Source organism: Enterobacter cloacae complex sp. ECL352, from assembly GCF_020149545.1.
GTDB lineage: Bacteria > Pseudomonadota > Gammaproteobacteria > Enterobacterales > Enterobacteriaceae > Enterobacter > Enterobacter asburiae_B.
In genome coordinates this window covers 1,155,497-1,182,483 of sequence record NZ_CP083709.1, presented here as the reverse complement: position 1 = coordinate 1,182,483, position 26,987 = coordinate 1,155,497, and the positions used below count along the sequence as shown (strand labels likewise).

The following is a 26,987-nucleotide window of genomic DNA, read 5'->3' as shown; positions in this document are numbered from 1 at the left end:
TGTATAGAATATTCCCCCGAAGTTTAAGGTTGGCCCTGCAAGGGTGCCACGGCACACGAAACCGCGTTGGTTTTCTCAGGTCGGTTTCGTGTGCTGCATTTTTGACGCATTCATTTATTGGTATCGCATGAACCCCATCGTAATTAATCGGCTTCAACGGAAGCTGGGCTACACTTTTCATCATCAGGAGTTGTTGCAACAGGCATTAACCCACCGCAGTGCCAGCAGCAAACATAATGAGCGTCTCGAGTTTTTAGGCGACTCTATTTTAAGTTTCGTGATTGCGAATGCGCTTTATCATCGTTTCCCGCGTGTGGACGAGGGTGATATGAGCCGCATGCGTGCCACGCTGGTTCGGGGTAATACCCTTGCGGAAATCGCGCGCGAATTTGAGCTGGGCGAATGTCTGCGTCTTGGACCGGGTGAACTGAAAAGCGGCGGCTTCCGTCGTGAATCTATTCTTGCCGATACGGTCGAAGCATTAATTGGTGGTGTGTTCCTGGACAGCGATATCCAGACCGTAGAAAAGCTGATCCTGAACTGGTATCAGACCCGTCTGGACGAAATCAGCCCGGGCGATAAACAAAAAGATCCAAAAACGCGTCTGCAGGAATATTTGCAGGGTCGTCATCTGCCGCTGCCGTCTTATCTGGTGGTGCAGGTGCGTGGCGAAGCGCACGATCAGGAATTTACCATCCATTGCCAGGTCAGTGGCCTGAGTGAACCGGTGGTGGGCACAGGTTCAAGCCGTCGTAAGGCTGAACAGGCTGCCGCCGAACAGGCGTTAAAAATGCTGGAGCTGGAATGAGCGAAGAGAAAACCTATTGCGGATTTATTGCCATCGTCGGACGTCCGAACGTTGGCAAATCCACCCTGCTGAATAATCTGCTTGGGCAGAAGATTTCAATCACCTCGCGTAAGGCGCAGACCACGCGTCACCGCATCGTCGGCATCCATACTGAAGGCGCGTATCAGGCGATCTACGTCGATACCCCGGGCCTGCACATGGAAGAGAAGCGTGCCATCAACCGCCTGATGAACAAGGCGGCGAGCAGCTCGATCGGCGACGTAGAGCTGGTGATTTTCGTTGTGGAAGGCACCCGCTGGACGCCGGACGACGAGATGGTGCTGAACAAGCTCCGTGACGGCAAAACGCCGGTCATCCTCGCGGTCAACAAAGTTGATAACGTGCAGGAAAAGGCCGACCTGCTGCCGCATCTGCAGTGGCTCGGTAGCCAGATGAACTTCCTTGATATCGTTCCGCTGTCTGCTGAGACCGGCCTGAACGTGGATACCATCGCGGGCATCGTGCGGAAGCATCTGCCGGAAGCGATTCATCACTTCCCGGAAGACTACATCACCGATCGCTCTCAGCGCTTTATGGCGTCTGAAATCATCCGTGAAAAGCTGATGCGTTTCCTGGGTGCTGAACTGCCTTACTCCGTAACGGTAGAGATCGAGCGTTTCCAGACCAACGAGCGCGGTGGCTACGATATCAACGGCCTGATCCTCGTTGAGCGCGAAGGGCAGAAGAAGATGGTTATCGGCAACAAAGGGGCCAAGATCAAAACCATCGGTATCGAAGCCCGTAAGGACATGATGGAAATGTTCGAAGCACCGGTTCACCTCGAACTGTGGGTGAAAGTGAAATCTGGCTGGGCCGATGATGAGCGTGCTCTGCGCAGCCTCGGTTACGGCGAAGACCAGTAACATAAGACGACGAGCATATGGATGGATGGCAGCGCGCCTTTGTCCTGCATAGTCGTCCCTGGAGCGAAACCAGCCTCATGCTGGACGTCTTCACGGAAGAGTCGGGCCGCGTGCGCCTTGTTGCGAAAGGCGCACGTTCCAAACGTTCTAATCTGAAAGGCGCCCTACAGCCTTTCACGCCGCTGCTGGTACGCTTTGGTGGGCGAGGGGAAGTGAAAACCCTGCGCAGTGCTGAAGCCGTCTCCCTGGCGCTTCCTCTTTCCGGCATCACGCTCTACAGCGGTCTGTATGTCAACGAACTCATCTCACGCGTTCTTGAACATGAGACCCGCTTCTCTGAACTTTTCTTCGATTATCTGCACTGTATCCAGTCGCTGGCTGGCGCAACCGGCACGCCCGAACCCGCCTTGCGTCGTTTTGAACTGGCGCTGCTGGGCCACCTCGGATACGGCGTAGATTTTCTGCACTGCGCGGGCAGCGGTGATGAGATAGAAGACACTATGACCTACCGCTACCGCGAAGAAAAGGGCTTCATTGCCAGTATCGTGATAGACAACAGCACCTTTACCGGGCGCCAGCTCCGGGCGCTGTATGAGCGCGAGTTTCCCGATCTGGACACCCTGCGCGCAGCAAAACGCTTTACCCGGATTGCCCTCAAGCCGTATCTTGGCGGCAAGCCCTTAAAGAGCCGCGAATTATTCAGGCAGTTTGTGCCGAAACGTTAACGTTTTACCCCTCACCCCAGCCCTCTCCCGGAGGGAGAGGGGGAAGAGAAATGAACCAAAATACCGAGGATTGTCATGGCTGAATTACTGTTAGGCGTCAACATCGACCACATCGCCACGCTGCGTAATGCGCGCGGCACGGCGTATCCCGATCCGGTTCAGGCGGCGTTTATCGCTGAACAGGCTGGCGCTGACGGCATTACCGTTCACCTGCGTGAAGACCGTCGCCATATCACCGATCGCGACGTGCGCATTCTGCGCCAGACGCTGGACACCCGTATGAATCTGGAGATGGCGGTCACCGAAGAGATGCTGGCGATTGCCTGCGAGACCCAGCCGCATTTCTGCTGCCTGGTGCCGGAAAAACGCCAGGAAGTGACCACCGAAGGCGGTCTGGACGTGGCCGGTCAGCTCGACAAAATGCGCGATGCCTGCAAGCGCCTGGCGGATGCCGGTATCCTGGTTTCTCTGTTTATCGACGCCGATTTCGCCCAGATTAAAGCGGCGGCCGACGTGGGCGCACCGTATATCGAAATCCACACCGGCTGCTATGCCGATGCCAAAAACGATGCCGAACAGGCCAAAGAGCTGGAGCGTATCGCTAAAGCGGCCACGTACGCCTCAAGCCTGGGACTGAAGGTTAACGCCGGTCACGGCCTGACCTACCACAACGTGAAGGCCATTGCCGCCCTGCCGGAAATGCACGAGCTGAACATCGGCCACGCCATCATTGGCCGTGCGGTGATGAGCGGCCTGAAAGAGGCGGTCTCAGAGATGAAACGCCTGATGCAGGAAGCGCGTCAGTAATGGCCATTCTGGGCTTAGGCACCGATATCGTTGAAATAGCCCGCATTGAAGCGGTGATCGCCCGTAGCGGCGATCGCCTCGCAAGACGCGTGCTGAGCGATAACGAGTGGGCCATCTGGGAAGCGCATCAGCAGCCGGTGCGTTTTCTGGCAAAGCGCTTTGCGGTAAAAGAGGCGGCGGCCAAAGCCTTCGGGACCGGCATTCGTAACGGCCTGGCGTTTAATCAGTTCGAAGTGTTTAACGATGAGCTGGGCAAACCGAGCCTGCGTCTGTGGGGAGAAGCGCAAAAGCTGGCGGAAAAGCTGGGGGTGAATCATATGCACGTGACGATCGCGGATGAACGTCACTATGCCAGCGCGACGGTGATCATCGAAAGTTAAAGTTTGTCCGCGTGGTGCATCAGGACAAACTTATCCCATAGCTGCTCTTCGCTCTCGACGTGGGCCGGATCCTTCAGGATGGTATTCGGGATCGGGCACACTTTCTGGCAGGTCGGCGTTTCATAGTGGCCGATGCATTCCGTGCAGCGGTCGCTGTTAATCTCATAAATGCTGTCGCCCATCGAAATCGCCTGGTTCGGGCATTCGGGCTCGCACATATCGCAATTAATGCATTTTTTGGTAATTAACAGCGCCATCAGGAAATTCTCAGAAACAACACAAACCGGGGGGGCATTATACGCGTCAAACCAGTTTCTTTACCAGTTCTTCGCTGTGACGAATGCGCTCGGGCGCGCGCTCCAGATCCTGCTGCACCAGCGCCATAAACAGCAGGTCCGTCAGCATCATTTGCGCGCTGGTGGACGAGATAGCCGCGCTGCGCGTGGCCTGTTCCTCGGCAATGGTATATAAACAGCGCGTTGCCCGCTGCTGGAGGGCATTCGGTGTAAAACCGGTGATCGCCAGAATTTTACCGCCGACGCGCAGCGCTTCATCAGTTGCCATGTTGATTTCACGGCGCTCGCCGGAGTAGGAGATGGCCAGCAGCAGATCGTCAGGATCCATTGCCTGTACGGTTGCCAGCAGGGCGTGCATATCCTGCTCGACGATGGCGTTAAGCCCAATTTTCGTCAGCTTCCAGCCAAAGTTACGCGCCACAAGTCCGGACGCGCCGATACCGGTCAGAATGATCCTCCGCGCGCCGCGCAGCATCGCCACGCTCTCCAGCAGCTTCTCTTCAGTGTTCACATCGAGCGTCGCGTGCATGGCCGCCACGTTCTCTTTGATCAGCTTTTCGCCAACCAGCCGCATCGGGTCATCGCCGCGGATCTGATTATGCACCGGCATGGACTGCGGATTGGGGTTGCTCACCAGCGCTTCGCTGATCGCCAGCTTGAGGGCGGGGAATCCCTTAAAGCCAATCTTCTGGGCAAACTTCACCACGCTGGACTGGCTCACGCCGGCTTCACTCGCCAGCTGCTGCGAGCTGAGATGGCGCGCGCGATCGGGTTGAGAAAGCAGAAAATCCGCCAGCTTCTTGTCGCTTTGGGCAAAGCCTGCATAGCGCTGGCGAATGCGAATTAAACAGTTCATAGGGTCTCCTGGCGAAAATGTGATTATCTGCGCAAATACGAATTTTGCTCGCCTGAATGAATTTTATATTCCATTATAGTGTGATTATTATGAATTAAAAATTCTTGAGGTACAAAAATGAATCTTGGCTCACTTGTTTCTGAAACGCGTAACCCGCAAACCATGGATCTGGATGCACTCTCCACCCTGGAGCTGGTTAACCGCTTTAATCAACAGGATACGCTGGTCGCGCAGGCTGTGAAAGAGACATTACCCGAGGTGGCGAAAGCTGTCGATGCGGCGGCGGAAGCCCTCAAGGCCGGCGGTCGCATTATCTACATGGGGGCGGGCACCAGCGGGCGTCTTGGGGTGCTGGATGCGTCAGAATGTCCGCCCACCTTTGGGGTGCCGCACGGTCTGGTTGTTGGGCTGATTGCCGGTGGACCCGGTGCGCTGCTGAAAGCCGTTGAAGGAGCGGAAGACAATGCACCGCTGGGCGAGGATGACCTGAAGGATCTGAATCTGACCGCGAAGGATCTGGTGGTCGGGCTGGCGGCATCCGGGCGTACCCCGTACGTCATTGGCGGGCTGGAATACGCCAACCGGACGGGCTGCACGACGGTGGCCATCTCCTGTAATCCGGGCTCACCGATTGCGCAGGTGGCCGCTATTGCTATCTCTCCGGTTGTCGGGCCGGAAGCGCTCACCGGCTCCACGCGCCTGAAATCCGGGACCGCGCAAAAGCTGGTGCTCAATATGATCTCCACCGGCGCGATGGTGAAGTTCGGCAAGGTTTATCAGAACCTGATGGTGGATATGCAGGCCACCAACGTCAAGCTGGTGGACAGAGCCTGCCGCATGGTGATGGAGGCGACAGGCGCAGGCCGTGAAGAGGCAGAAGCGGTACTCAAGCAGACCGATCACGATGTTAAACCGGCCATTCTGATGATCCTGAGCGGGCTGGATGCGGCTACCGCGAGAGCCAAACTCGATGCGCATAGCGGCTTCTTACGGGCGGCATTAGAAAACTAACAGAGGCGTCTATGGACAAAACAGCAGCGCTCGCCAGCGATATCCTGCAGGGAATCGGTGGGGAAAAAAATATTCAGCGTCTCGAAAACTGCATGACGCGCGTGCGCGTCGAGGTGCATAACGACGACCAGCTCGACGTGCCGCGCCTGAAGCAGCTGTCCGGCGTCAGCGGCTACGTTAAACAGGGGCAGCAGCATCAGCTGATCGTCGGGCCGGGGAAAGCGGCGCAGGTTGTTGATGCCATGCGCGCGCTGATGGGCGTAAGCGCGAGCGCGTCGATTGACGATGCGGAACGAACGAGGGCGCAGGCGAAGGCCAAATACAAAGCCCCCATGAGCGATGCGTTGCGTCAGCTGGCAAACGTCTTCATTCCGCTGATCCCGGCGTTTATTGCCTCCGGCCTGATCACCGGGATCATCAATATCCTCAAGCGACCGGATATCGTGGGGGATTTCGCCACGCACTATCCAAACCTGCTGGGGATCCTTGGGATCTTCGGCAGCGCTGTTTTCGCCATCATGAACATTCTGGTCGGGGTAAATACCGCGAAGGTGTTTGGCGGATCGCTGGCGATGGGCGGGGTCATGGCGGGCATCTTGTCCAGCCCGCAGCTGGCGCAGATCACGCTGTTTGGCGAGGCGCTCCAGCCCGGGCGCGGCGGGGTGATCGCCGTGCTGCTGGTGGTCATCCTGATGTGCTGGATCGAGAAAAGGCTGCGAGCGGTTCTGCCTGGCTCGATCGAGCTGATTCTCAACCCGCTGTTGACCACGCTGATTACCGGTAGCGTAGCGATTGTGGCCCTCCAGCCGCTAGGCGGATGGATCTCTGAAGCCATCGCTCACGGTGCGTCTCTGGCTATTGACCGCGGCGGTCTGCTGGTGGGGGCGGTGCTGTCAGGTACTTTCCTGCCGCTGGTGCTGACGGGGCTACATCAGGGGCTGGTGCCGATCCACGTCGAGCTGGTGCAGGCGCACGGCTATAACGCGCTGCTGCCTATCCTGTCGATGGCGGGCGTGGGGCAGGTCGGCGCGGCGATTGCCGTACTGATGAAAACCCGCAACGCGCGGCTGAAAAAAATGATTAAAGGCGCGCTCCCGGTCGGACTGCTCGGCATTGGCGAGCCGCTGATTTTCGGCGTTACGCTGCCGCTGGGTAAACCTTTTCTCGCCGCCTGTCTGGGGGGCGCGGTAGGCGGGGCGCTGATCAGCTACTGGAAAGTCGCCACCGTGATCACCTTTGGTCTTTCCGGTTTACCGCTGGCATTAACCATCGTGACCGGAAAAGTGATGCTCTATCTGTTAGGCTATTTAGTAGCGGTGATCGCCGGGTTCCTGTTTACCTGGCTGTTAGGTTTCAACGACCCAGAGGAGTAAGGTTTGGCAAATCACGCGCGTCGCGTTGTCTTTTTCGACCTGGATGGAACGCTGCATCAGCAAGATATGTTTGGTACGTTTATGCGGTACCTGCTGCGGCGTCAGCCTTTGAATGCGCTGCTCGTGCTGCCGCTCTTACCGGTTATCGGGATCGCGCTGCTGGTGAAAGGCCGGGCGGCGCGATGGCCGATGAGTCTGCTGCTGTGGGGATGTACCTTTGGGCACAGCGAAGCGCGGCTTAAGCAGCTCGAAAAGGATTTTGCGCACTGGTTCCGCGGCCACGTCGCCGCCTTTCCGGTGGTGCAGGCGCGCCTGACCAGCTACCTCGACGCGAACGATGCCGACATCTGGCTGATTACCGGCTCCCCGCAGACGCTGGTGGAGCAGGTCTACTTTGATACCCCCTGGCTTCCGCGCGTGAATCTTATCGCCACGCAAATTGCCCGCGGTTACGGCGGCTGGGTGCTGACCCTGCGCTGCCTGGGGCATGAAAAAGTGGTCCAGCTGGAGAAACGCATCGGTACGCCGCTGCGCCTGTACAGCGGCTACAGCGACAGCAAGCAGGACAACCCGCTGCTCTATTTTTGCCAGCACCGCTGGCGCGTCACGCCATCAGGCGAACTTCAGCAACTCGAATAGTCTTCTCTAAAACTGGCGTGTATAATGCCGCCCGCTTTTCGACTGGAGTATCAGCCTTTGTCCAACCCTGAACACAATCATGAATACTGGATGCGCCACGCGCTGACGCTGGCTCAACGCGCCTGGGACGAGGGCGAAGTGCCCGTGGGCGCGGTGCTGGTTCATAACAACCAGGTGATTGGCGAAGGGTGGAACCGTCCTATTGGCCGCCACGATCCTACTGCGCATGCCGAAATTATGGCGCTTCGCCAGGGCGGTCTGGTTCTGCAAAACTATCGCCTGCTTGATACCACGCTGTATGTGACGCTGGAGCCGTGCGTGATGTGCTCCGGCGCGATGGTGCACAGCCGGATCGGGACTCTGGTTTTCGGCGCGCGGGATGAAAAAACCGGTGCGGCCGGTTCGCTGATGGACGTGCTGGGTCACCCGGGTATGAACCACCAGGTGAAGACTATCGGTGGGGTGCTTGCACCAGAGTGTTCGGGGCTATTAAGCGATTTCTTTCGAATGCGCCGTCAGCAGAAAAAGCAGCAAAAGGCAGAACTGAAGCTGTCGGACGATTAAGCTCGTCCGGCGCCACGACCGGGTAACTTTGAGCCAGCTGTTTGGCCTCCGTCGCCTCTTTCTCTTTCTCCAGCAGATACCCGACCAGGCTAATCTGATATTTACGGATATTTTCCACGTAGGCGTAGGCTTCATGTCCCCGCGCGTAGCCGTATGTCAGCTTGTTATACCATGGCTTCTGGCTCAGCAGCGGCAGGCGCTGCTTCACGTCTGACCAGCTGTTCGGGTTACCTTTCGTTTTGGCCGTCAACGCTCGCGCATCAAGCATATGCGCGTAGCCCATATTGTAGGCCGCCAGCGCAAACCAGATCCGCTCTTCTTCCGGCACCGTTTCCGGTACTTTAGCCATCATGTCCTGCAGGTATCGCGCGCCGCCGCTGATGCTCTGTTCGGCATCGGTACGATCGTTCACGCCCAGGCTCAGCGCGGTATTTTTGGTTAACATCATCAAACCGCGTACGCCCGTGGGCGACGTGGCCTGGGTATCCCAGTGGGATTCCTGATACGAAATAGCCGCCAGCAGTTTCCAGTCAATCTCCTGGGCGTATTTTTCGAACAGCGGCTGCAGGTCCGGCAGGACGCTGTCTACCGCGCGCAGGAAGCTGCGGGTGTCAACGTAGTCAAAGTCATCGCCGTGCCCGAGGTACTTCTCCTCAAGACGCGCCAGGGTACCGTCTTCATTGATGGTGTTGAAGAAATCAAGCATCGCGGCAGAGAAGGTCTGGTCGTCATCAAGCTGGCTAAACCAGGTCACGGGCTGCTCGTCGGTGACGTCCAGCGCCACGGCGATTTCAGGATGCACCCGCTGGAACAGGCTGATCGCGACCGAATCGGCGATGGTGTAGGGCACCTTCTGATCTTTTACCTGCTCCAGCAGCTCCGTCGTGCCGAGTTTCGGATCCACCGTCCAGCTCAGGTCGGGATATTTCTTCTCCTTGAGCTCCCGCAGATCGTCAATCACCACGTGGCCGGGCGCAATCGTCAGCTGCCGATCGTTAATCGTGGACAGCGAGCGCGGGCGCAGGCTCCCGACGCGGTAAACCAGCTGCTGAGAAACGGAGTAGTAGGTCGGGCCTGGCTGGTAGTTCTTGCTGCGCTCGCTGTTATACACCAGCCCGGCGGCGAGCATATCGGCATCGTCGTTATCGAGGTCGTCAAACAGCTGGTTGATATTCTGGCGGACGGTGATTTTAAGCTTCACGCCAAGATAATCGGCGAACTGTTGTGCCAGTTCATAATCCAGGCCAATGATTTTGCCGTTGACGTCGCTGTAAATCAGCGGCGAGTTGAGGGTACTGACGCGCAATTCCCCCCGCTCCTGAATGGCGGCGATACGGTTTTCGGCTTTGCCGAACCAGGGGATGGAAGGCCAGAGGGCCACTGCCAGCAGCAACGTTACAATGCCGATGAGCAGATAATTAATCTTTAATTTTTTCAATTAGTTAATTCTCTGCGACGCCGGTTGCCTCAGTCTGCTGTAGCCATGTTAATCATAAGGTTTGCCATTGAATGAGCGGCATTTTGCGTAAACTTGCGCCACTTGGCAACCAATTAGAGAGACAGGTCACATCTATTGTTAAATCTCTGTGCAAATTTTATTTCGACGCAAACGGTTTCGTCGGCGCTCAGGATTCTCTATAATGACGCCCGTTTTCCCCCCTTGCGCACACTGTAAGCGCCCCGGCGCTTCGAAGACGAGAGACTTATGATGGAAATTCTGCGTGGTTCGCCTGCACTGTCTGCCTTCCGTATCACTAAACTGCTGGCACGTTTTCAGGCGGCCGACCTTCCGGTAAGCAATATTTACGCTGAGTATGTCCATTTTGCTGACCTGAATGCCCCCCTCAATGCAGAGGAGCGCGTACAGCTGGAACGCCTGCTCAAGTATGGTCCAAGCCTGAGCAGCCATACGCCAACCGGCAAACTGATCCTTGCGACGCCTCGTCCGGGCACCATCTCCCCCTGGTCTTCCAAAGCCACCGACATCGCCCACAACTGTGGCCTGAACCAGATTAACCGTCTGGAACGCGGCGTGGCGTACTACGTGGAAGCCTCTACCCTGAGCGACGCGCAGTGGCAGGCGGTTGCGGCTGAACTGCACGATCGCATGATGGAGAGCGTATTTACCTCTCTCGATGACGCGCAGAAGCTTTTCTCTCACCATCAGCCTGCGCCGGTACAGAGCGTAGACCTGCTGGGGCAGGGCCGTCAGGCGCTGATTGACGCCAACCTGCGTCTCGGCCTGGCGCTGGCAGAAGACGAAATCGACTACCTCCAGGATGCGTTTGTTAAGCTCAACCGTAACCCGAACGACATCGAACTCTATATGTTCGCGCAGGCTAACTCTGAGCACTGCCGCCACAAGATTTTCAACGCCGACTGGATTATTGACGGCGAACAGCAGCCGAAGTCGCTGTTCAAAATGATCAAAAACACCATGGAGCAAACCCCTGACCACGTGCTGTCTGCCTATAAAGACAACGCCGCGGTAATGGAAGGTTCCGAGGTGGGCCGCTTCTTCGCCGATCGCGAAGCAGGGCGCTATGACTTCCATCAGGAGCCCGCGCATATCCTGATGAAAGTGGAAACCCACAACCACCCGACGGCGATCTCCCCGTGGCCGGGCGCGGCGACCGGCTCCGGCGGCGAAATCCGCGATGAAGGTGCGACCGGTCGTGGCGCTAAACCTAAAGCGGGTCTGGTCGGTTTCTCCGTCTCTAACCTGCGTATCCCGGGCTTTGAGCAGCCGTGGGAAGAAGATTTCGGCAAGCCAGAGCGCATTGTAACCGCCCTGGATATCATGACCGAAGGCCCGCTGGGCGGCGCGGCGTTTAACAACGAATTTGGTCGTCCGGCGCTGAACGGTTACTTCCGTACCTATGAAGAGAAAGTGGACAGCCACAACGGCGAAGAGCTGCGCGGCTACCACAAGCCGATCATGCTGGCGGGCGGGATCGGCAACATCCGTGCCGATCACGTGCAGAAAGGCGAGATCGTCGTCGGCGCGAAGCTGATCGTACTGGGCGGCCCGGCGATGAACATCGGTCTGGGCGGCGGCGCAGCCTCTTCTATGGCCTCCGGCCAGTCTGATGCGGATCTCGACTTCGCCTCCGTGCAGCGCGACAACCCTGAGATGGAGCGCCGCTGCCAGGAAGTGATCGACCGCTGCTGGCAGCTGGGCGACGCCAACCCGATCCTCTTCATCCACGACGTGGGCGCGGGCGGTCTGTCCAACGCCATGCCGGAGCTGGTGAGCGACGGTGGCCGCGGCGGGCGCTTCAACCTGCGCGACATCCTGAGCGATGAGCCGGGCATGAGCCCGCTGGAAATCTGGTGTAACGAATCCCAGGAGCGCTACGTGCTGGCGGTTGCTGCCGACCAGCTGCCGCTGTTTGACGAGCTGTGCCGCCGCGAGCGCGCGCCGTATGCCGTCATCGGTGAAGCGACCGAAGAGCAGCACCTTTCCTTAAGCGACACCCACTTTGACAACCAGCCGATCGATCTGCCGCTGGACGTGCTGCTCGGTAAAACGCCGAAGATGACCCGCGACGTAGCCACCCGCAAAGCGGCGGGCAAAGCGCTCGATCGCCAGGGCATCACCGTGGCAGAAGCGGTAAACCGCGTGCTGCACCTGCCTGCTGTGGCAGAGAAAACCTTCCTGGTGACCATCGGCGACCGCACCGTGACCGGTATGGTATCGCGCGACCAGATGGTCGGCCCGTGGCAGATCCCGGTCGCGAACTGCGCCGTGACCACCGCGAGCCTCGACAGCTACTACGGCGAAGCGATGGCTCTCGGCGAACGCACCCCGGTGGCGCTGCTGGACTTCGCGGCCTCTGCCCGTCTGGCGGTCGGTGAAGCGCTGACCAACATCGCCGCGACGCAGATTGGCGATATCAAACGTATCAAGCTCTCCGCCAACTGGATGGCCGCTGCCGGCCACCCTGGCGAAGATGCTGGCCTGTATGAAGCCGTGAAAGCGGTGGGCGAGGAGCTGTGTCCTGCCCTCGGCCTGACCATTCCGGTGGGCAAAGACTCCATGTCGATGAAAACCCGCTGGCAGGAAGGCAACGAACAGCGCGAGATGACCTCTCCGCTGTCGCTGGTGATCACCGCGTTTGCCCGCGTGGAAGACGTGCGTCACACCGTTACGCCGCAGCTTGCGACCGAAGACAACGCCCTGCTGCTGATTGACCTGGGCAAAGGCCACAACGCGCTGGGTGCTACCGCGCTGGCGCAGGTTTACCGCCAGCTCGGCGATAAGCCAGCCGACGTGCGTGACGTGGCGCAGCTGAAAGGCTTCTACGACGCGATTCAGGCGCTGGTGGCGCAGCGTAAGCTGCTGGCCTACCACGACCGTTCCGACGGTGGCCTGCTGGTGACCCTGGCAGAGATGGCCTTCACCGGCCACTGCGGCGTGGAAGCGAACATTGCGACGCTGGGCGAAGACCGTCTGGCGGCGCTGTTCAACGAAGAGCTGGGCGCCGTGATTCAGGTGCGTGCGGCAGATCGCGACGCGGTTGAAGCGATTCTGGCGAAGCATGGTCTGGCAGATTGCGTGCACTATCTGGGCAAAGCCGTTCAGGGCGACCGCTTCGTCATTGAAGCAGACGGTCACGCCGTGTTCAGCGAAAGCCGCACCACGCTGCGCATGTGGTGGGCAGAAACCACCTGGCAGATGCAGCGCCTGCGTGACAACCCGGAATGTGCCGATCAGGAGCATAACGCGAAAGCGAATGACCAGGATCCAGGCCTGAACGTGAAGCTCTCCTTCGACATCAACGAAGACATCGCCGCGCCGTACATAGCGACGGGTGCGCGTCCAAAAGTGGCCGTGCTGCGCGAGCAGGGCGTCAACTCCCACGTTGAGATGGCGGCCGCCTTCCACCGCGCGGGCTTTGACGCTATCGACGTCCACATGAGCGACCTGCTGGCCGGGCGTACCGGTCTGGAAGATTTCCAGGCGCTGGTGGCGTGCGGCGGCTTCTCCTACGGCGACGTGCTGGGCGCGGGCGAAGGCTGGGCGAAGTCCATCCTGTTCAACAGCCGCGTGCGCGACGAGTTCGAAACCTTCTTCCACCGTCCGCAGACCCTGGCGCTGGGCGTGTGTAACGGCTGCCAGATGATGTCTAACCTGCGCGAGCTGATCCCGGGCAGCGAAGCCTGGCCGCGCTTTGTGCGCAACCAGTCTGACCGCTTCGAGGCGCGCTTCAGCCTGGTGGAAGTGACCCAAAGCCCGTCTCTGCTGCTGCAGGGAATGGTCGGTTCACAGATGCCAATCGCCGTTTCCCACGGTGAAGGACAGGTAGAAGTGCGCGACGCTGCGCATCTGGCTCAGCTGGAGAGCAAAGGCCTGGTAGCGCTGCGCTTTGTCGATAACTTCGGCAAGGTGACGGAAACCTATCCGGCTAACCCGAACGGCTCCGCCAACGGTATTACGGCAGTGACCAGCGAAAGCGGTCGCGCGACCATCATGATGCCGCACCCGGAACGCGTATTCCGTACCGTGAGCAACTCCTGGCACCCGGAAAACTGGGGCGAGGACAGCCCGTGGATGCGTATCTTCCGCAACGCGCGTAAGCAGCTGGGTTAAGTTTTAGCCCCACCCCCTTCCAGGCCCGGTAAGCGAAAGCTCGACCGGGCTTTTTTGTTTGTGTCGCAATTACGCGACAGACCCGCAATATAGCTGTCTCCAAATGGAGACACTTAACTCTTTGATTTATATATGTCAGGTAAGGTTCCCCTTAAGGTGTTGCTGAATAGCGACACTTAGCCTGAAAATCATTCAACCGATAATTAACGTGATAAACGAGTAAAAATCATATATTTCAAACTGTTAATATTTTGTTTTGCATTCTGGCACGGGTGTTGCATAATATTAACCAGTGGCTCATTCACCTTCTTATGTCAGCCCCTTCGGGACGCGCTACATAAACTTCGAATGACGCACAAAAAGGTGCCTGCCGTCCAACTACTGATCATAGCGATGCTTTATCAGGCCAGGGCGAAACGTCGAGTTAGGCACCGCCTCATTCCATGACAAAGCCGGGTTTTTACCCGGCTTTGTTGTATCTGAAGGGCAGACTCAGTTACGCTCTGCGTAAACCCCCATTAAGAGAGTAATGCGTTGAAACGCTGGCCCGTTTTCCCCCGCTCCCTGCGGCAGCTCGTCATGATGGCCTTCCTGCTGATCCTGCTGCCGCTGCTGATCCTTGCCTGGCAGGCGTGGCAAAGCCTGAACGCGCTGAGTGCGCAGGCGGCTTTGACCAACCGTACGACGCTCATCGACGCCAGACGCAGTGAAGCGATGACCAACGCCGCGCTGGAGATGGAGCGCAGCTATCGTCAGTATTGCGTGCTTGACGATCGGACGCTGGAAAAGGTTTATCAGAGCCAGCGTAAACGCTACAGCGAAATGCTGGACGCTCACGCGGGGGTCTTACCTGATGACAAGCTCTATCAGGCGTTGCGTCAGGATTTAAACGATCTCGCGCAGCTGCAGTGCAGCAACAGCGGCCCGGATGCCGTTGCCGCCGCGCGCCTCGAAGCTTTTGCCAGCGCCAATACCGAGATGGTGCAGTCTACGCGCGCGGTGATTTTCTCTCGCGGCCAGCAGCTCCAGCAGGAGATTGCCGAGCGTGGCCAGTTTTTCGGCTGGCAGGCGCTGGTGCTGTTCCTGGTGAGCCTCGGGCTGGTACTGCTCTTTACCCGCATGATCATCGGCCCGGTAAAGGGTATCCAGCGTATGATCAACCGCCTGGGGGAGGGGAAATCGCTCGGGGATACGGTCGCTTTTAAAGGCCCGCGCGAGTTGCGATCCGTAGGCCAGCGCATTATCTGGCTGTCCGAGCGCCTGGCGTGGCTCGAATCACAGCGCCATCAGTTCCTGCGCCATATCTCTCATGAGCTTAAAACGCCGCTGGCCAGCATGCGCGAAGGGACGGAGCTGCTGGCGGACGAAGTGGCCGGGCCCCTTACGCCAGAACAGAAAGAAATTGTCGAGATCCTGGATAACAGCAGCCGCAATCTGCAAAAGCTGATTGAGCAACTGCTGGATTACAACCGCAAGCTGGCTGACGGGGCGGTCGTACTGGAAAACGTTGAAATTGAGCCGCTGGTGGATATGGTGATCTCCGCCCACAGCTTGCCAGCAAGAGCTAAAATGATGCATACCGGCGTTGAGCTGAATGCGCCTGCGTGCCTGGCTGAACCCATGCTGCTGATGAGCGTTCTGGATAATCTTTACTCCAATGCGGTGCACTATGGTACTGAATCCGGTAACATTTATATCCGAAGTAATACGAATGGTTCACGGGTGTTTATTGACGTCGCAAACACCGGCACCCCGATCCCCGATGACGAAAAAACCATGATCTTCGAACCCTTTTTCCAGGGAAGTCATCAGCGGAAAGGCGCGGTTAAAGGAAGCGGTCTGGGCTTGAGCATCGCCCGGGACTGCATACGACGCATGCAGGGTGAGCTAAACATTGCCGCGGACGAACGTTCAGATGTTTGCTTCCGTATCGAACTGCCCGTGAGCCGGAAAAATCAATAAAATGAATCTATGTCTGGTGAGTATGTCACACGTCTTTTTCCGCGCCGTACGCGCGGTGTTTTCCAGCAAAACGCTTCGCCTGAGCCTGCCCTGTTTATTTCTGGCTGGGTGTGTTTCCCATGCGCCACAAAGTGCCATTAGCGATAAACAGGAAGATAAATGGCCCGATAACCAGCTGGCAGACTTCCTCTCAACCCGCTGTGACGACATCTGGAACCTGTCAGGACATGACGTTGAAAGCAACCCGCTGTTCTGGCTGCGTGGGATAGATTGCGCCCAGCGTCTGGCGCCGGTAGACGCCCGCTCGAAGGCGGCGATGCTGGATGACGACACCTGGCAGGACGCTTTCAAGCGTGGGATTTTACTCGCAGATGCGAAAATCACCCCCGTTGAACGCCGCGTCAATGTGACTCGACTGGACACGTTTGTAGTCAATCTTCCCGTGCAGGTACGCCCGGTATACCAGCTCTGGCGCGATGGGCAGACATTACAGCTTCAGCTGTCTGAAGAGCGCTCTCGCTACAGCAAGCTACAGCAGTCAACCGACAGCGAGCTTGATACGCTGCGTCAACAGCAGCAACATTTACGTACGCAGCTGGATACCACGACGCGTAAGCTGGAGAACCTGACGGATATCGAAAGGCAGCTCTCGTCGCGTAAATATCAGCCGGGGAGTTCAACCGCTGCACCGGACAGCGATACGCCGAAACAAGAGGATGTGAAGCATGACGAGCCGTAAACCTGCCCATCTTTTACTGGTGGATGACGATCCCGGGCTGTTAAAGCTGCTGGGGATGCGTCTGGTGAGTGAAGGCTACAGCGTCGTGACCGCTGAAAGCGGGCTGGAGGGGCTGAAGATCCTCAGCCGCGAGAAAATCGATCTGGTGATAAGCGACCTGCGGATGGACGAAATGGATGGCCTGCAGCTGTTCGCGGAGATCCAGAAGCAGCAGCCGGGTATGCCCGTGATTATCCTGACGGCGCACGGGTCGATCCCGGATGCGGTTGCCGCGACGCAGCAGGGGGTCTTCAGCTTCCTGACCAAGCCGGTGGACAAAGACGCGCTGTATAAGGCTATCGACAGCGCGCTGGAACATGCCGCCCCGGCGGGGGATGAAGCGTGGCGGGAGTCCATCGTCACCCGCAGCCCCATTATGCTGCGTCTGCTTGAACAGGCCCGGATGGTGGCGCAGTCCGACGTCAGCGTGCTCATCAACGGCCAGAGCGGAACCGGAAAAGAGATCCTGGCGCAGGCGATCCATAACGCCAGCCCGCGCAGTAAAAACGCCTTTATCGCCATTAACTGCGGCGCGCTTCCGGAACAGCTGCTCGAATCTGAACTGTTTGGACACGCCCGCGGCGCATTCACCGGCGCGGTGAGCAGCCGGGAAGGGCTGTTCCAAGCCGCGGAAGGCGGCACGCTGTTCCTGGACGAGATTGGCGACATGCCCGCACCGCTGCAGGTCAAACTGCTCCGCGTGTTGCAGGAGCGAAAAGTTCGCCCGCTGGGCAGCAACCGCGATATCGATATTAATGTGCGCATTATTTCCGCCACCCACCGCGACTTGCCAAAAGTGATGGCGCGCAACGAGTTTCGCGAAGATCTCTACTACCGTCTGAACGTGGTGAATCTGAAGATCCCGGCGCTGGCGGAGCGTGCGGAAGACATTCCGCTGCTGGCGAACCATCTTTTGCGCCAGGCGGCCGATCGCCATAAACCGTTCGTGCGCGCGTTTTCCACCGACGCGATGAAGCGGCTGATGGCCGCAGGCTGGCCGGGTAACGTGCGCCAGCTGGTGAACGTGATTGAGCAGTGCGTGGCGCTGACCTCCTCACCGGTGATCAGCGATGCGCTGGTGGAGCAGGCGCTGGAAGGGGAAAACACGGCCCTGCCGACGTTTGCGGAAGCGCGGAATCAGTTCGAGCTGAACTATCTGCGCAAGCTATTGCAGATAACCAAAGGCAATGTGACCCACGCGGCGCGCATGGCCGGACGCAACCGCACCGAGTTCTACAAGCTGCTGTCGCGCCACGAGCTGGAAGCAAACGATTTTAAAGAGTAATGCCGTATGGTACTGTGGGCAATCGATTACGAGGCAGCTTACAGGCAAGAGTTTAAGGACCCACCATGAAAAAGATTGATGCGATTATTAAACCTTTCAAACTGGATGACGTGCGTGAAGCGCTGGCGGAAGTCGGCATCACCGGGATGACCGTGACGGAAGTGAAAGGTTTTGGTCGTCAGAAGGGCCACACCGAGCTTTACCGTGGCGCAGAGTACATGGTCGACTTTCTGCCGAAAGTAAAAATTGAAATCGTGGTCAGCGACGATATCGTCGATACCTGCGTGGATACCATTATCCGCACCGCGCAGACGGGCAAAATCGGCGACGGTAAAATCTTCGTCTTTGACGTGGCGCGCGTGATCCGTATCCGTACCGGCGAAGAAGACGACGCCGCGATTTAAAAATGCCAACGGTTTTGTAGGCCGGGTAAGGTGCAACCACCCGGCGGAAAAAAAGCCCCTCGAACGAGGGGCTTTTTCATTACAGCACCTTATGGGGCCCGAAACATTCGTAGTGAATGTTGTCTTTGTTCACGCCCAGCTCCACCAGCTGCTTCGCGGCATACTGCATAAACGCCACCGGCCCGCAGACGTAGAACTGCATGTCCGGCGCGCTAAACGCCCCTTCCATCTGGCTTAAATTCATCAGGCCTTCAGTGTCAAACCGTGCGGCCGCGCGGTCTGCATCCGTCGGCAGGCGATACCAGGTATGCGCGGTGAAGCGCGGCAGGGACGCCCCGAGCGTTTTCACTTCATCCGCAAAGGCGTGCACGTCGCCGTTATCCGCAGCGTGGAACCAGTTTACCTGCGCACCGTGGTTGGCTTTCGCCAGCGTATCGAGCATCGCCAGCATTGGCGTTTGGCCGACGCCCGCAGAGATCAGCGTAACCGGGGTATTCGCTTCAACCGCCATGAAGAAATCGCCCGCCGGCGCGGCCAGATGGACCACGTCGCCCACGTTAGCTTCGTTGTGTAGCCAGTTGGATACCTGACCGCCGTCCTCACGCTTCACTGCAATGCGGTAGCCTTTGCCGTTTGGCTTGCGGGTAAGAGAATACTGGCGGATCTCCTGATGCGGGAAACCTTCAGGCTTCAGCCACACGCCCAGATACTGGCCCGGCTGGTAATCGGCAACCGGCTGTCCGTCCACTGGCTCAAATTCAAAGCTGGTAATCAGCGCGCTGCGCGGCGTTTTCTCAACGATGCGGAAGGCGCGCGTGCCTTCCCAGCCGCCGTTCTTGCTGGCGTTTTCGCTGTAGATCTGCGCTTCGCGGTTGATAAACACGTTTGCCAGCACGCCGTAGGCTTTCCCCCACGCGTCCAGCACCTCCTGGCCCGGGCTGAACATCTCGTCCAGCGTTGCCAGCAGGTGGCTACCCACAATGTTGTACTGCTCGGGCTGGATCTGGAAGCTGGTGTGTTTCTGCGCGATTTTTTCCACCGCGGGCAGCAGTGCCGCCAGGTTTTCAATATTGCTGGCGTAGGCCGCGATGGCGTTGAAAAGCGCTTCGCGCTGATCGCCGTTACGCTGGTTGCTCATGTTGAAAATTTCTTTGAGCTCCGGGTTATGCGTGAACATGCGATCGTAGAAATGGGCGGTGAGTTTAGGGCCGGTTTCCACCAGCAGGGGGATGGTGGCTTTAACGGTAGCGATGGTTTGAGCGTCGAGCATGGCAGCTTCCTTCCGATGTGACTTTAATGATGTATTTTAAATGCATCTTATAAAAAATACCCCTGCGTTGTAAATGGTTCTTTGCAAGATGAAAAATATGCATCACAAACCTGAAAAGAAATCCGCTGGAAAGGGCGAGAGCTTTATTCCTCAAACCCTTGCGTGGCGCGAAGGAAAACGTTTGCGTAAAATCGTTTGTCAAGACCTGTTATCACAGAACTAATCAGTTATACTGTTGCCCGTCGTCCAACAGGACTGCCTTTTCAGGCCAAAATTTACTTGTTAGCTGAGTCAGGAGATGCGGATGTTAAAGCGTGAAATGAACATTGCCGATTATGATGCCGAACTGTGGCAGGCTATGGAGCAGGAAAAAGTACGTCAGGAAGAGCACATCGAACTGATCGCCTCCGAAAACTACACCAGCCCGCGCGTCATGCAGGCGCAGGGTTCTCAGCTGACTAACAAATATGCTGAAGGTTACCCGGGCAAACGCTACTACGGCGGTTGCGAGTACGTGGATATCGTTGAGCAGCTGGCTATCGACCGTGCGAAAGAACTCTTTGGCGCTGACTACGCGAACGTGCAGCCACACTCTGGCTCTCAGGCTAACTTCGCGGTCTATACCGCGCTGCTGCAGCCGGGCGATACCGTTCTGGGTATGAATCTGGCGCAGGGCGGCCACCTGACTCACGGCTCCCCGGTTAACTTCTCCGGCAAACTGTACAACATCATCCCTTACGGTATTGATGAGTCCGGTAAAATTGACTACGAAGACATGGCGAAGCAGGCTAAAGAGCACAAACCGAAGATGATCATCGGTGGCTTCTCTGCTTACTCCGGTATCGTTGACTGGGCAAAAATGCGTGAAATCGCAGACAGCATCGGTGCTTACCTGTTCGTCGACATGGCGCACGTTGCGGGTCTGATTGCCGCTGGCGTTTACCCGAACCCGGTTCCACACGCTCACGTTGTGACCACCACCACCCACAAAACCCTGGCGGGTCCACGCGGTGGCCTGATCCTGGCGAAAGGCGGTGACGAAGAGCTGTACAAAAAACTGAACTCCGCTGTATTCCCAAGCGCGCAGGGCGGCCCGCTGATGCACGTTATCGCGGCTAAAGCCGTTGCGCTGAAAGAAGCGATGGAGCCTGAGTTCAAGGTTTATCAGCAGCAGGTTGCTAAGAACGCTAAAGCGATGGTGGAAGTGTTCCTGAACCGTGGCTACAAAGTGGTCTCCGGCGGTACTGAAAACCACCTGTTCCTGCTGGATCTGGTTGATAAGAACCTGACCGGTAAAGAAGCTGACGCAGCCCTGGGCCGCGCCAACATCACCGTGAACAAAAACAGCGTGCCAAACGATCCGAAGAGCCCGTTCGTGACCTCCGGTATCCGTATCGGTTCTCCGGCCGTGACTCGCCGCGGCTTCAAAGAAGCGGAAGTGAAAGAGCTGGCTGGCTGGATGTGTGACGTTCTGGACAACATCAATGACGAAGCGGTTATCGAGCGCGTCAAAGGTAAAGTTCTGGATATCTGCGCACGCTTCCCGGTATACGCATAATTCCTCTGCCTTGCAGAAATAAAAAAGGCCGCGCTTGCGGCCTTTTTTTATGGCTTAACGCCGGTCGAGGGAAATAGCCCCCGGACCAACAATGGCCAGCAAAATAAAGGCGCCAGCAATACTGACGTTCTTATAGAAATTAATCATATTCGGTACGACCGCATCACCGGTCATATCCCAGTAATGGTGACCGATAATCGCCGTACCCAGCGTATAGAATACAAACAGTACCGCGAGCGGACGGGTGAAAAAGCCCAGCACGATCAGGATGGCGGCAGGGACTTCCATCACCACCGCAATAATGGCCGCCAGCATGGGCATCGGCGTACCCAGCGAGGTCATATATTGTACGGTGCCGCTAAACCCCGTCAGTTTTGGATAGCCAAAGATGATAAACAGCACGACAAGCGCGATGCGACCAATCAGCAGCAGCAGGTGACGTGACTGACCGAAATCGAAATAACGTAGTGAGTTCATGGCAGAAAAACCTCTGCAAGTGGAGTAATTTAAACGTAATACATATTTTCATTCCCTGCCATAAGCCAGACGACTGCACAAGATGTTAATTTTTCGTTAATTTATAGCAGGCTATCTACTTGCTTAATTTTTATATTCTCGCCAGACTATGGCCTCGATTTCGGGAGGGATTCATGGTCTTGCATTCCACGCGCTGGCTGGCGCTCAGTTATTTCACCTATTTCTTTAGCTACGGTATTTTTCTGCCTTTCTGGAGCGTCTGGCTCAAGGGGATCGGCCTGACTCCTGAGACCATCGGTGTCCTGCTGGGGGCCGGGCTGGTGGCGCGTTTCCTCGGCAGCCTGCTGATTGCCCCGCGCGTCAGCAATCCCTCCTTACTGATCAAGGCCGTGCGCATTCTTGCTCTGCTGACGCTGGTCTTTGTTGCCTGCTTCTGGGTCAGCCACCAGTTTGCCTGGCTGATGGTGGTGATGGTCGGCTTTAACCTGTTCTTCTCACCGCTGGTACCGCTGACGGATGCCCTGGCGAACACCTGGCAAAAGCAGATCACCATGGACTACGGCCGCGTGCGCCTGTGGGGCTCAATTGCCTTTGTGATTGGTTCCGCGCTGGTGGGCAAACTGGTCAGCCTTTACGATTACCGCGCCATTCTCGCCCTGCTGAGTATCGGTATTGCCTCTATGCTGCTGGGTATGCTGCTGCGTCCGTCGGTGATGCCGCAAGGGGAAAGCCGCCATCAGGAGAGCGCAGGCTGGCCCGCCTGGCGGAGCCTGGTGGCACAAAGCTGGCGTTTTCTGGCGTGTGTCTGTCTGCTTCAGGGGGCGCATGCGGCGTACTATGGCTTCAGCGCCATCTACTGGCAGGGGGCGGGATATTCTGCTTCCGCAGTGGGCTATCTGTGGTCGCTGGGGGTAGTGGCCGAAGTCATTATTTTCGCCCTGAGCAAAAAGCTGTTCCGTCGCTTTGGTGCGCGAGACCTCCTGCTGCTTTCCGCCGTGTGCGGCGTGGCGCGCTGGGGCATTATGGGCTGGACGACCGATCTGCCGTGGCTGATAGTGGCGCAAATTCTTCACTGCGGCACCTTTACCGTGTGCCATCTGGCGGCGATGCGCTATATCGCTGCGCGCGAGGGCGGAGACGTTATTCGCCTGCAGGCCGTCTACTCGGCGGTCGCGATGGGGGGCAGTATCGCAATCATGACGGTCTTTGCGGGGTTCCTCTACCAGCATCTGGGGCATGGGGTTTTCTGGGTAATGGCGCTGGTCGCCTTACCCGCCATCGTTGTTCGCCCGAAAGTGGCCGCTCGCGCCTCGCTATGATTCCAGCATGGCGCGAATATGTTCTTGCTGCTGCGCGTTCAATGTCTCAACGGCATGTATCAGCGGCGGCGAGAACAGCGGCAGGACGGTAGGGTAGGGGGTGATAACCAGCGCGGCTTCGCGCGGTGCCCCCTCTTTCTGGAAAGCCTGCAGCGTCAGATAGCGAATATTAAGCGGCAGCAGCGTCAGCTCGCGAAGCTGTTGTTCAATCAGATCCTCGCTGGCTTTATCGTCTCCCGTTAGCAGGATCACCTGTTTTTCGTGCAGATCGGTCTCCTGCATCAGCCAGGCGCCGAAAATCACCGCGACAAGACTCATCTCTTCATCAGAAAAACGCAGCCCAAACTCCGCTTCCAGCTCAAACAGCGCTTCCTTTGTGGTGCGTAACAGCCGGGGATAGAGACGATGGATCTCCTCCGGCAAGCTATTGTCGATGCCAATTTCAAACAGCGAGCGGTCCAGCGCCTGAGCCAGATGGATATACAGCTGATCGGTCAGCCCTTGCTCATCGCTGAAGTTCATCCCGGTCTGCGAGCGAAAACGGGCGACCATGCGCACGATGGCCCGGCGCAAGCGCTGATCCTGCTGGTGTTTATCGAGCACCGGATCGGGCGTGCGCAGCATCATAAACAGCAGGGCCAGAAACAGCTGTTCATCCCCGTGCGCTCCCTGCGGCACGCGACGTCTCCAGTGACGCACGATCTCCTGGGCCGTAAAATACTCCCCTCTCGACTGGGTCCAGCTGCGCTGAACGTGAGAAAACTGTGGCGTATTCCCGAGCTGGTGCTGAATAAGACAGTATTGCAGATAGAGCTGTAAAAACTGGACGTCGCGGCATTCAAACTGGCGCTGCAGCTTGCGTGAGCAGAAGCCGATCAGCGCCCGCAGGTTCGCATCGTCGTAAAGCGGCCGCGCAATGCCGTGTTGTTTAAGCGCGGTTTTTAATGCGGGGGTAAACTGGTGCGAGACAAACTGCGGGCAAAGCCGCAGCGCCCGGCGCAGCCAGTGCAGCAGGCATAAACGCTGATTCAGGGCTGTGCCTTCAATCCGGTAGCTGCCGTCGTGGTGCGTGACGATGTCCAGCCGGTGATAGCGCTGGATTTCATCGCGCGTCTCGGCTATATCTTGCCGTGCCATCGCGTCGTCCACCCCGTTGGCAGCGATTATGCTCTGTGCGGTGACGGCAGCATCGGGCAGGTAAAGCATCAAAAGCACCTGGCAGCGGCGCTGCGAACTGGAAAGCACAGATGGAATTTCAAGCGTCGTCATCATCTGTCAGGTATCCAGTGTGAATGTTTGATAAGAATAGCTAAAGGATGAGCGCTGAAAAGCGCGCCGGCAGGCCTTTCACTCAGGATTGCTGGGGAACATCACAGAATTTTTGACGTGAGGAATTGATGCAAACAGTTAAACAAAGTGCGATGGCGTTATTTTTGGCGGTTATCAGCTTCACCGCCAGCGCACACCCTCACAGTTTTATTGACCTCCAGACCGAGCTGGTTACCGACGGCACGCAGCTGAGCGGCCTGAAGATGCGCTGGACGATGGATGAAATCACCTCGGCCGATCTGCTCTATGATGCGGGAAACGCGAAGCCCGGCGATGAAATCTGGAAAAAGCTGGCGGCGGAAGTGATGGCCAACGTGCTCGGCCAGCACTACTTCACGGAATTCTGGCACAACGGGCAAAAGGTTAAATTTCTGAACCGGCCAACGGAATACGGGATGACGCGTGACGGGCATCAGGCGGTGCTGACGTTTGTGCTCCCGCTGGCGCATCCGCAGCCGCTGGCCGGGCAAACTTACACGTTTTCCACTTTTGATCCTACCTACTATGTCGATATGCGCTATGACAAAGACGGCGACGTACGATTGCCGGACGCTCTGCAAAAAAACTGCAAAATTGGCGTTCACACCCCGAAACCCAGCGAGGAGACGCTGAACTTTGCGGTCTCGCTTGATAAGGAAGATGCACCGCCTGAGGACATGGAGTTGGGTAAACAGTTCGCGCAGGAGGTGACGTTACAATGTCAGTGATCTCCTCTCCGGTTCGGAAACCGCGCCGCTGGCTGCACCTCTGGCCGCTGGCGCTTTTTCTCCTGCTGGCCGTTTGCGGCTCGCTCTGGCTTTGGCAGGCCTGGCCGCAGGTCATGATGAAAAGCATCGTCTGGCAGCGTGAGGTCAACCAGCAGATGAGCGGTCTGCTGAAGGCGGTGGCCGAGAACCCGACCAAAGCGGGTGGTTCCCTGCTGGCGTTCAGCTTTATCTATGGCGTTCTGCACGCGCTGGGGCCGGGGCACGGCAAAATCGTGATAACGACCTGGCTCGCCACCCATCCGTCGAAGCTGAAATCGAGTATCGGGCTGACGCTGGCCTCCTCGCTGCTTCAGGGCAGCGTGGCGATTGCGCTCGTCGTAGTCGTGCTTTCGCTGTTGCAGCTTCCCGCGCGCCAGCTGCACATGAGCAGTTTCTGGCTGGAGAAGGGGAGCTACGCGCTGGTGGGCGTGCTGGGGCTGACCCTCTGCTGGCGGGCGCTGAAAAAGCTGCGCGTGCTGCTGCAAAAACCGAAATTCAAAACCTTTACGCCGCCTCACGTTCATGATGAAAACTGCGGCTGCGGGCATCAGCATTTGCCCACGCAGGAACAGTTGCAGAACGGCGACGACTGGCGCGCGCGGCTGATGATTATTCTCTCGATGGGCATGCGCCCGTGTTCGGGGGCAATAATGGTGCTGCTGTTCAGCAAGGTGATAGGCGTGTTTGGCTGGGGAATGCTTTCCGCGCTGGCGATGGCGGCAGGGACGTCTCTCACCATTTCGTCTTTAGCGCTGCTGGTTCACAGCTTCCGTCAGCTTGCGGTCAGACTCAGCGGCAATAAAACACCGGTGCTGTGGCGGCAGGTAGGGTGGACAACGCTTGCGCTGGCGGGCGGGGTGATTCTGCTGGTTGCGGCGGTGACGATGTGGATGAGCGCGATGCCGGTGGGAAGAGGATTGCGGCCGTTTTAGTTGGGATTCCCTCTCCCACGGGAGAGGGAATGACCGGGATTAACGCTTCAGCGCATCGCTCAGTTCATCACGCATGTTGGCCAGCATGGCTTTAACAACGCGTGGGTTACCCGCAACGACGTTGCCGGTAGACATATAGTTATGGCCGCCGGTGAAATCACACACGATGGCGCCTGCTTCACGTGCGATCAGCTCGCCCGCAGCAAAGTCCCACGGCTTCAGCGACAGCTCGAAGTAACCGTCAACGCGGCCTGTTGCTACATAGGCCAGATCCAGTGCGGCAGAACCGGTGCGGCGGAAGTCCGCGCATTCGGTGAACAGTTTGCCCAGGATATTCATATAGGTGGTCGCGTGCTGTTTCGCCTTGAACGGGAAACCGGTCGCCAGAATGGTGCCGTCCAGATCGCGTGCGTTGCTGCAGCGCAGACGGTAGCCGTTCAGCTGTGCGCCCTGACCGCGGGTAGCGGTGAACAGTTCGTTACGCATTGGATCGTAAACAACGGCGACTTCAGTACGGCCTTTAATGCGTACTGCGATAGACACAGAGAAGTGTGGCAGGCGTTTGACGAAGTTGGTGGTGCCATCCAGTGGATCGATAACCCATTGAACATCCTGATCGGTACCTTCATGTTCACCGCTTTCTTCGGTGATGATGGTGTGCTGCGGGTAAGATTTGCGGATCGTTTCGATAATAATCGCTTCTGCGGCTTTATCGACGTTAGTCACGAAATCATTGCTGCCTTTCTGGCTGGTTTCTACGGAGTCTGGCGTTTCGTAGTGTTTGGCAATTACATTACCCGCCTTGCGCGCTGCGCGCACGGCGATGGTCAGCATCGGATGCATCGGTCTCTCTCACTGGATGTTAAAGAACAGGAAAATCGGCGCAGAGTATAGCAGTGGGATCGGATTATGTCTCCCGTTTATGATAATATGCCGGAATATTCTTCAGACGCTGAATTCAGACATTAAAAAT

25 protein-coding genes are annotated in these 26,987 nt (G+C 57.5%); 18 read left to right on the top strand and 7 right to left on the bottom strand.

Features of this window, described 5'->3' with window-relative positions; all coding sequences use genetic code 11:
* Nucleotides 1-127 precede the first annotated feature (127 nt).
* From rnc to acpS, 5 genes are all read left to right on the top strand, one after another.
* Nucleotides 128-808 carry a ribonuclease III gene (rnc, locus tag LBF07_RS05655; protein ID WP_003860711.1) on the top strand — a complete coding sequence of 227 codons (681 nt, stop codon included), beginning with the start codon at nt 128-130 and terminating at the stop codon, nt 806-808.
* Complete coding sequence (era, locus tag LBF07_RS05650) at nt 805-1,710, top strand: GTPase Era (protein ID WP_006176722.1); 906 nt, start codon at nt 805-807, stop codon at nt 1,708-1,710. The genes rnc and era overlap by 4 nt, the downstream gene beginning before the upstream one ends.
* Nucleotides 1,711-1,727: 17 nt before the next feature.
* Entirely contained in the window at nt 1,728-2,435 is a 708-nt protein-coding gene (gene recO, locus LBF07_RS05645) for a DNA repair protein RecO (protein WP_039263761.1), read from the top strand.
* 75 nt (nt 2,436-2,510) lie between these two features.
* Complete coding sequence (pdxJ, locus tag LBF07_RS05640) at nt 2,511-3,242, top strand: pyridoxine 5'-phosphate synthase (protein WP_032659491.1); 732 nt, start codon at nt 2,511-2,513, stop codon at nt 3,240-3,242.
* Nucleotides 3,242-3,622, top strand: coding sequence for a holo-ACP synthase (acpS, locus tag LBF07_RS05635; protein WP_023294331.1), 381 nt, complete (start codon nt 3,242-3,244; stop codon nt 3,620-3,622). Before pdxJ ends, acpS begins: the two co-directional genes overlap by 1 nt.
* Here acpS and LBF07_RS05630 read toward each other — a convergent pair.
* Nucleotides 3,619-3,879 (bottom strand): YfhL family 4Fe-4S dicluster ferredoxin, encoded by a 261-nt coding sequence (locus tag LBF07_RS05630; protein WP_008502177.1) that lies wholly within the window; start codon nt 3,877-3,879, stop codon nt 3,619-3,621. The genes acpS and LBF07_RS05630 overlap by 4 nt on opposite strands.
* 46 nt (nt 3,880-3,925) lie before the next feature.
* Nucleotides 3,926-4,774 (bottom strand): MurR/RpiR family transcriptional regulator, encoded by an 849-nt coding sequence (locus LBF07_RS05625; protein WP_023333056.1) that lies wholly within the window; start codon nt 4,772-4,774, stop codon nt 3,926-3,928.
* Between the two features lie 117 nt (nt 4,775-4,891).
* Here LBF07_RS05625 and murQ point away from each other — a divergent pair, with 117 nt between their 5' ends.
* From murQ to tadA, 4 genes are read left to right on the top strand one after another with little or no spacing between them, the layout of a single operon-like run.
* Nucleotides 4,892-5,785, top strand: coding sequence for an N-acetylmuramic acid 6-phosphate etherase (gene murQ / locus LBF07_RS05620; RefSeq protein ID WP_094934619.1), 894 nt, complete (start codon nt 4,892-4,894; stop codon nt 5,783-5,785).
* Nucleotides 5,786-5,796: 11 nt separating this feature from the next.
* On the top strand, nt 5,797-7,158 hold the full coding sequence (locus tag LBF07_RS05615; RefSeq protein WP_094934618.1) for a PTS transporter subunit EIIC: 1,362 nt from the start codon (nt 5,797-5,799) through the stop codon (nt 7,156-7,158).
* Nucleotides 7,159-7,161: 3 nt separating this feature from the next.
* Entirely contained in the window at nt 7,162-7,797 is a 636-nt protein-coding gene (gene yfhb / locus LBF07_RS05610; RefSeq protein ID WP_039263757.1) for a phosphatidylglycerophosphatase C, read from the top strand.
* 24 nt (nt 7,798-7,821) lie between these two features.
* Complete coding sequence (tadA, locus tag LBF07_RS05605) at nt 7,822-8,361, top strand: tRNA adenosine(34) deaminase TadA (protein WP_045888303.1); 540 nt, start codon at nt 7,822-7,824, stop codon at nt 8,359-8,361.
* Here tadA and mltF read toward each other — a convergent pair.
* Nucleotides 8,249-9,799, bottom strand: coding sequence for a membrane-bound lytic murein transglycosylase MltF (gene mltF, locus LBF07_RS05600; RefSeq protein ID WP_094934617.1), 1,551 nt, complete (start codon nt 9,797-9,799; stop codon nt 8,249-8,251). The genes tadA and mltF overlap by 113 nt on opposite strands.
* Nucleotides 9,800-10,066: 267 nt before the next feature.
* Between mltF and purL the strand changes: the two genes are divergently transcribed.
* The 5 genes from purL (at nt 10,067) to glnB (ending at nt 18,383) form a co-directional block, all read left to right on the top strand.
* Nucleotides 10,067-13,954 carry a phosphoribosylformylglycinamidine synthase gene (purL, locus tag LBF07_RS05595; protein WP_094934616.1) on the top strand — a complete coding sequence of 1,296 codons (3,888 nt, stop codon included), beginning with the start codon at nt 10,067-10,069 and terminating at the stop codon, nt 13,952-13,954.
* Between the two features lie 534 nt (nt 13,955-14,488).
* The gene (gene qseE, locus LBF07_RS05590; RefSeq protein ID WP_033146231.1) at nt 14,489-15,916 is read left to right on the top strand and encodes a two component system sensor histidine kinase QseE/GlrK; all 1,428 of its coding nucleotides are present in this window, start codon (nt 14,489-14,491) and stop codon (nt 15,914-15,916) included.
* A 1-nt stretch (nt 15,917) separates the two neighbouring features.
* Nucleotides 15,918-16,655 carry a two-component system QseEF-associated lipoprotein QseG gene (qseG, locus tag LBF07_RS05585; RefSeq protein WP_094934615.1) on the top strand — a complete coding sequence of 246 codons (738 nt, stop codon included), beginning with the start codon at nt 15,918-15,920 and terminating at the stop codon, nt 16,653-16,655.
* Nucleotides 16,642-17,979, top strand: coding sequence for a two-component system response regulator GlrR (gene glrR / locus LBF07_RS05580; RefSeq protein ID WP_023308835.1), 1,338 nt, complete (start codon nt 16,642-16,644; stop codon nt 17,977-17,979). The genes qseG and glrR overlap by 14 nt, the downstream gene beginning before the upstream one ends.
* A 65-nt stretch (nt 17,980-18,044) precedes the next feature.
* Entirely contained in the window at nt 18,045-18,383 is a 339-nt protein-coding gene (gene glnB, locus LBF07_RS05575; RefSeq protein WP_003860685.1) for a nitrogen regulatory protein P-II, read from the top strand.
* A gap of 79 nt (nt 18,384-18,462) precedes the next feature.
* On the opposite strand, the gene hmpA is transcribed toward glnB, so the two are convergent.
* Complete coding sequence (gene hmpA / locus LBF07_RS05570) at nt 18,463-19,653, bottom strand: NO-inducible flavohemoprotein (protein WP_112778091.1); 1,191 nt, start codon at nt 19,651-19,653, stop codon at nt 18,463-18,465.
* Nucleotides 19,654-19,957: 304 nt separating this feature from the next.
* On the opposite strand from hmpA, the gene glyA reads away from it, so the two are divergent.
* Nucleotides 19,958-21,211 carry a serine hydroxymethyltransferase gene (glyA, locus tag LBF07_RS05565; RefSeq protein ID WP_008502165.1) on the top strand — a complete coding sequence of 418 codons (1,254 nt, stop codon included), beginning with the start codon at nt 19,958-19,960 and terminating at the stop codon, nt 21,209-21,211.
* Between the two features lie 54 nt (nt 21,212-21,265).
* Here the strand turns inward: glyA and LBF07_RS05560 are convergent, their stop codons facing one another.
* A complete protein-coding gene (locus tag LBF07_RS05560; protein ID WP_029741147.1) occupies nt 21,266-21,688 on the bottom strand; it encodes a DoxX family protein in 423 nt (140 codons plus the stop codon).
* 173 nt (nt 21,689-21,861) lie between these two features.
* On the opposite strand from LBF07_RS05560, the gene LBF07_RS05555 reads away from it, so the two are divergent.
* On the top strand, nt 21,862-23,007 hold the full coding sequence (locus tag LBF07_RS05555; protein ID WP_094934613.1) for a 3-phenylpropionate MFS transporter: 1,146 nt from the start codon (nt 21,862-21,864) through the stop codon (nt 23,005-23,007).
* Here LBF07_RS05555 and csiE read toward each other — a convergent pair.
* Nucleotides 23,002-24,279 (bottom strand): stationary phase inducible protein CsiE, encoded by a 1,278-nt coding sequence (gene csiE / locus LBF07_RS05550; protein WP_047173875.1) that lies wholly within the window; start codon nt 24,277-24,279, stop codon nt 23,002-23,004. The two genes, LBF07_RS05555 and csiE, sit on opposite strands and share 6 nt — an antisense overlap.
* A 125-nt stretch (nt 24,280-24,404) precedes the next feature.
* On the opposite strand from csiE, the gene LBF07_RS05545 reads away from it, so the two are divergent.
* Together LBF07_RS05545 and LBF07_RS05540 are read left to right on the top strand one after the other, a co-directional pair.
* Nucleotides 24,405-25,043 (top strand): DUF1007 family protein, encoded by a 639-nt coding sequence (locus LBF07_RS05545; protein ID WP_033146226.1) that lies wholly within the window; start codon nt 24,405-24,407, stop codon nt 25,041-25,043.
* The gene (locus tag LBF07_RS05540; RefSeq protein WP_094934612.1) at nt 25,034-26,014 is read left to right on the top strand and encodes a nickel/cobalt transporter; all 981 of its coding nucleotides are present in this window, start codon (nt 25,034-25,036) and stop codon (nt 26,012-26,014) included. The genes LBF07_RS05545 and LBF07_RS05540 overlap by 10 nt, the downstream gene beginning before the upstream one ends.
* A 39-nt stretch (nt 26,015-26,053) precedes the next feature.
* Here LBF07_RS05540 and suhB read toward each other — a convergent pair whose 3' ends face one another.
* Nucleotides 26,054-26,857, bottom strand: coding sequence for an inositol-1-monophosphatase (gene suhB / locus LBF07_RS05535; protein ID WP_023308828.1), 804 nt, complete (start codon nt 26,855-26,857; stop codon nt 26,054-26,056).
* Nucleotides 26,858-26,987: the final 130 nt, after the last annotated feature.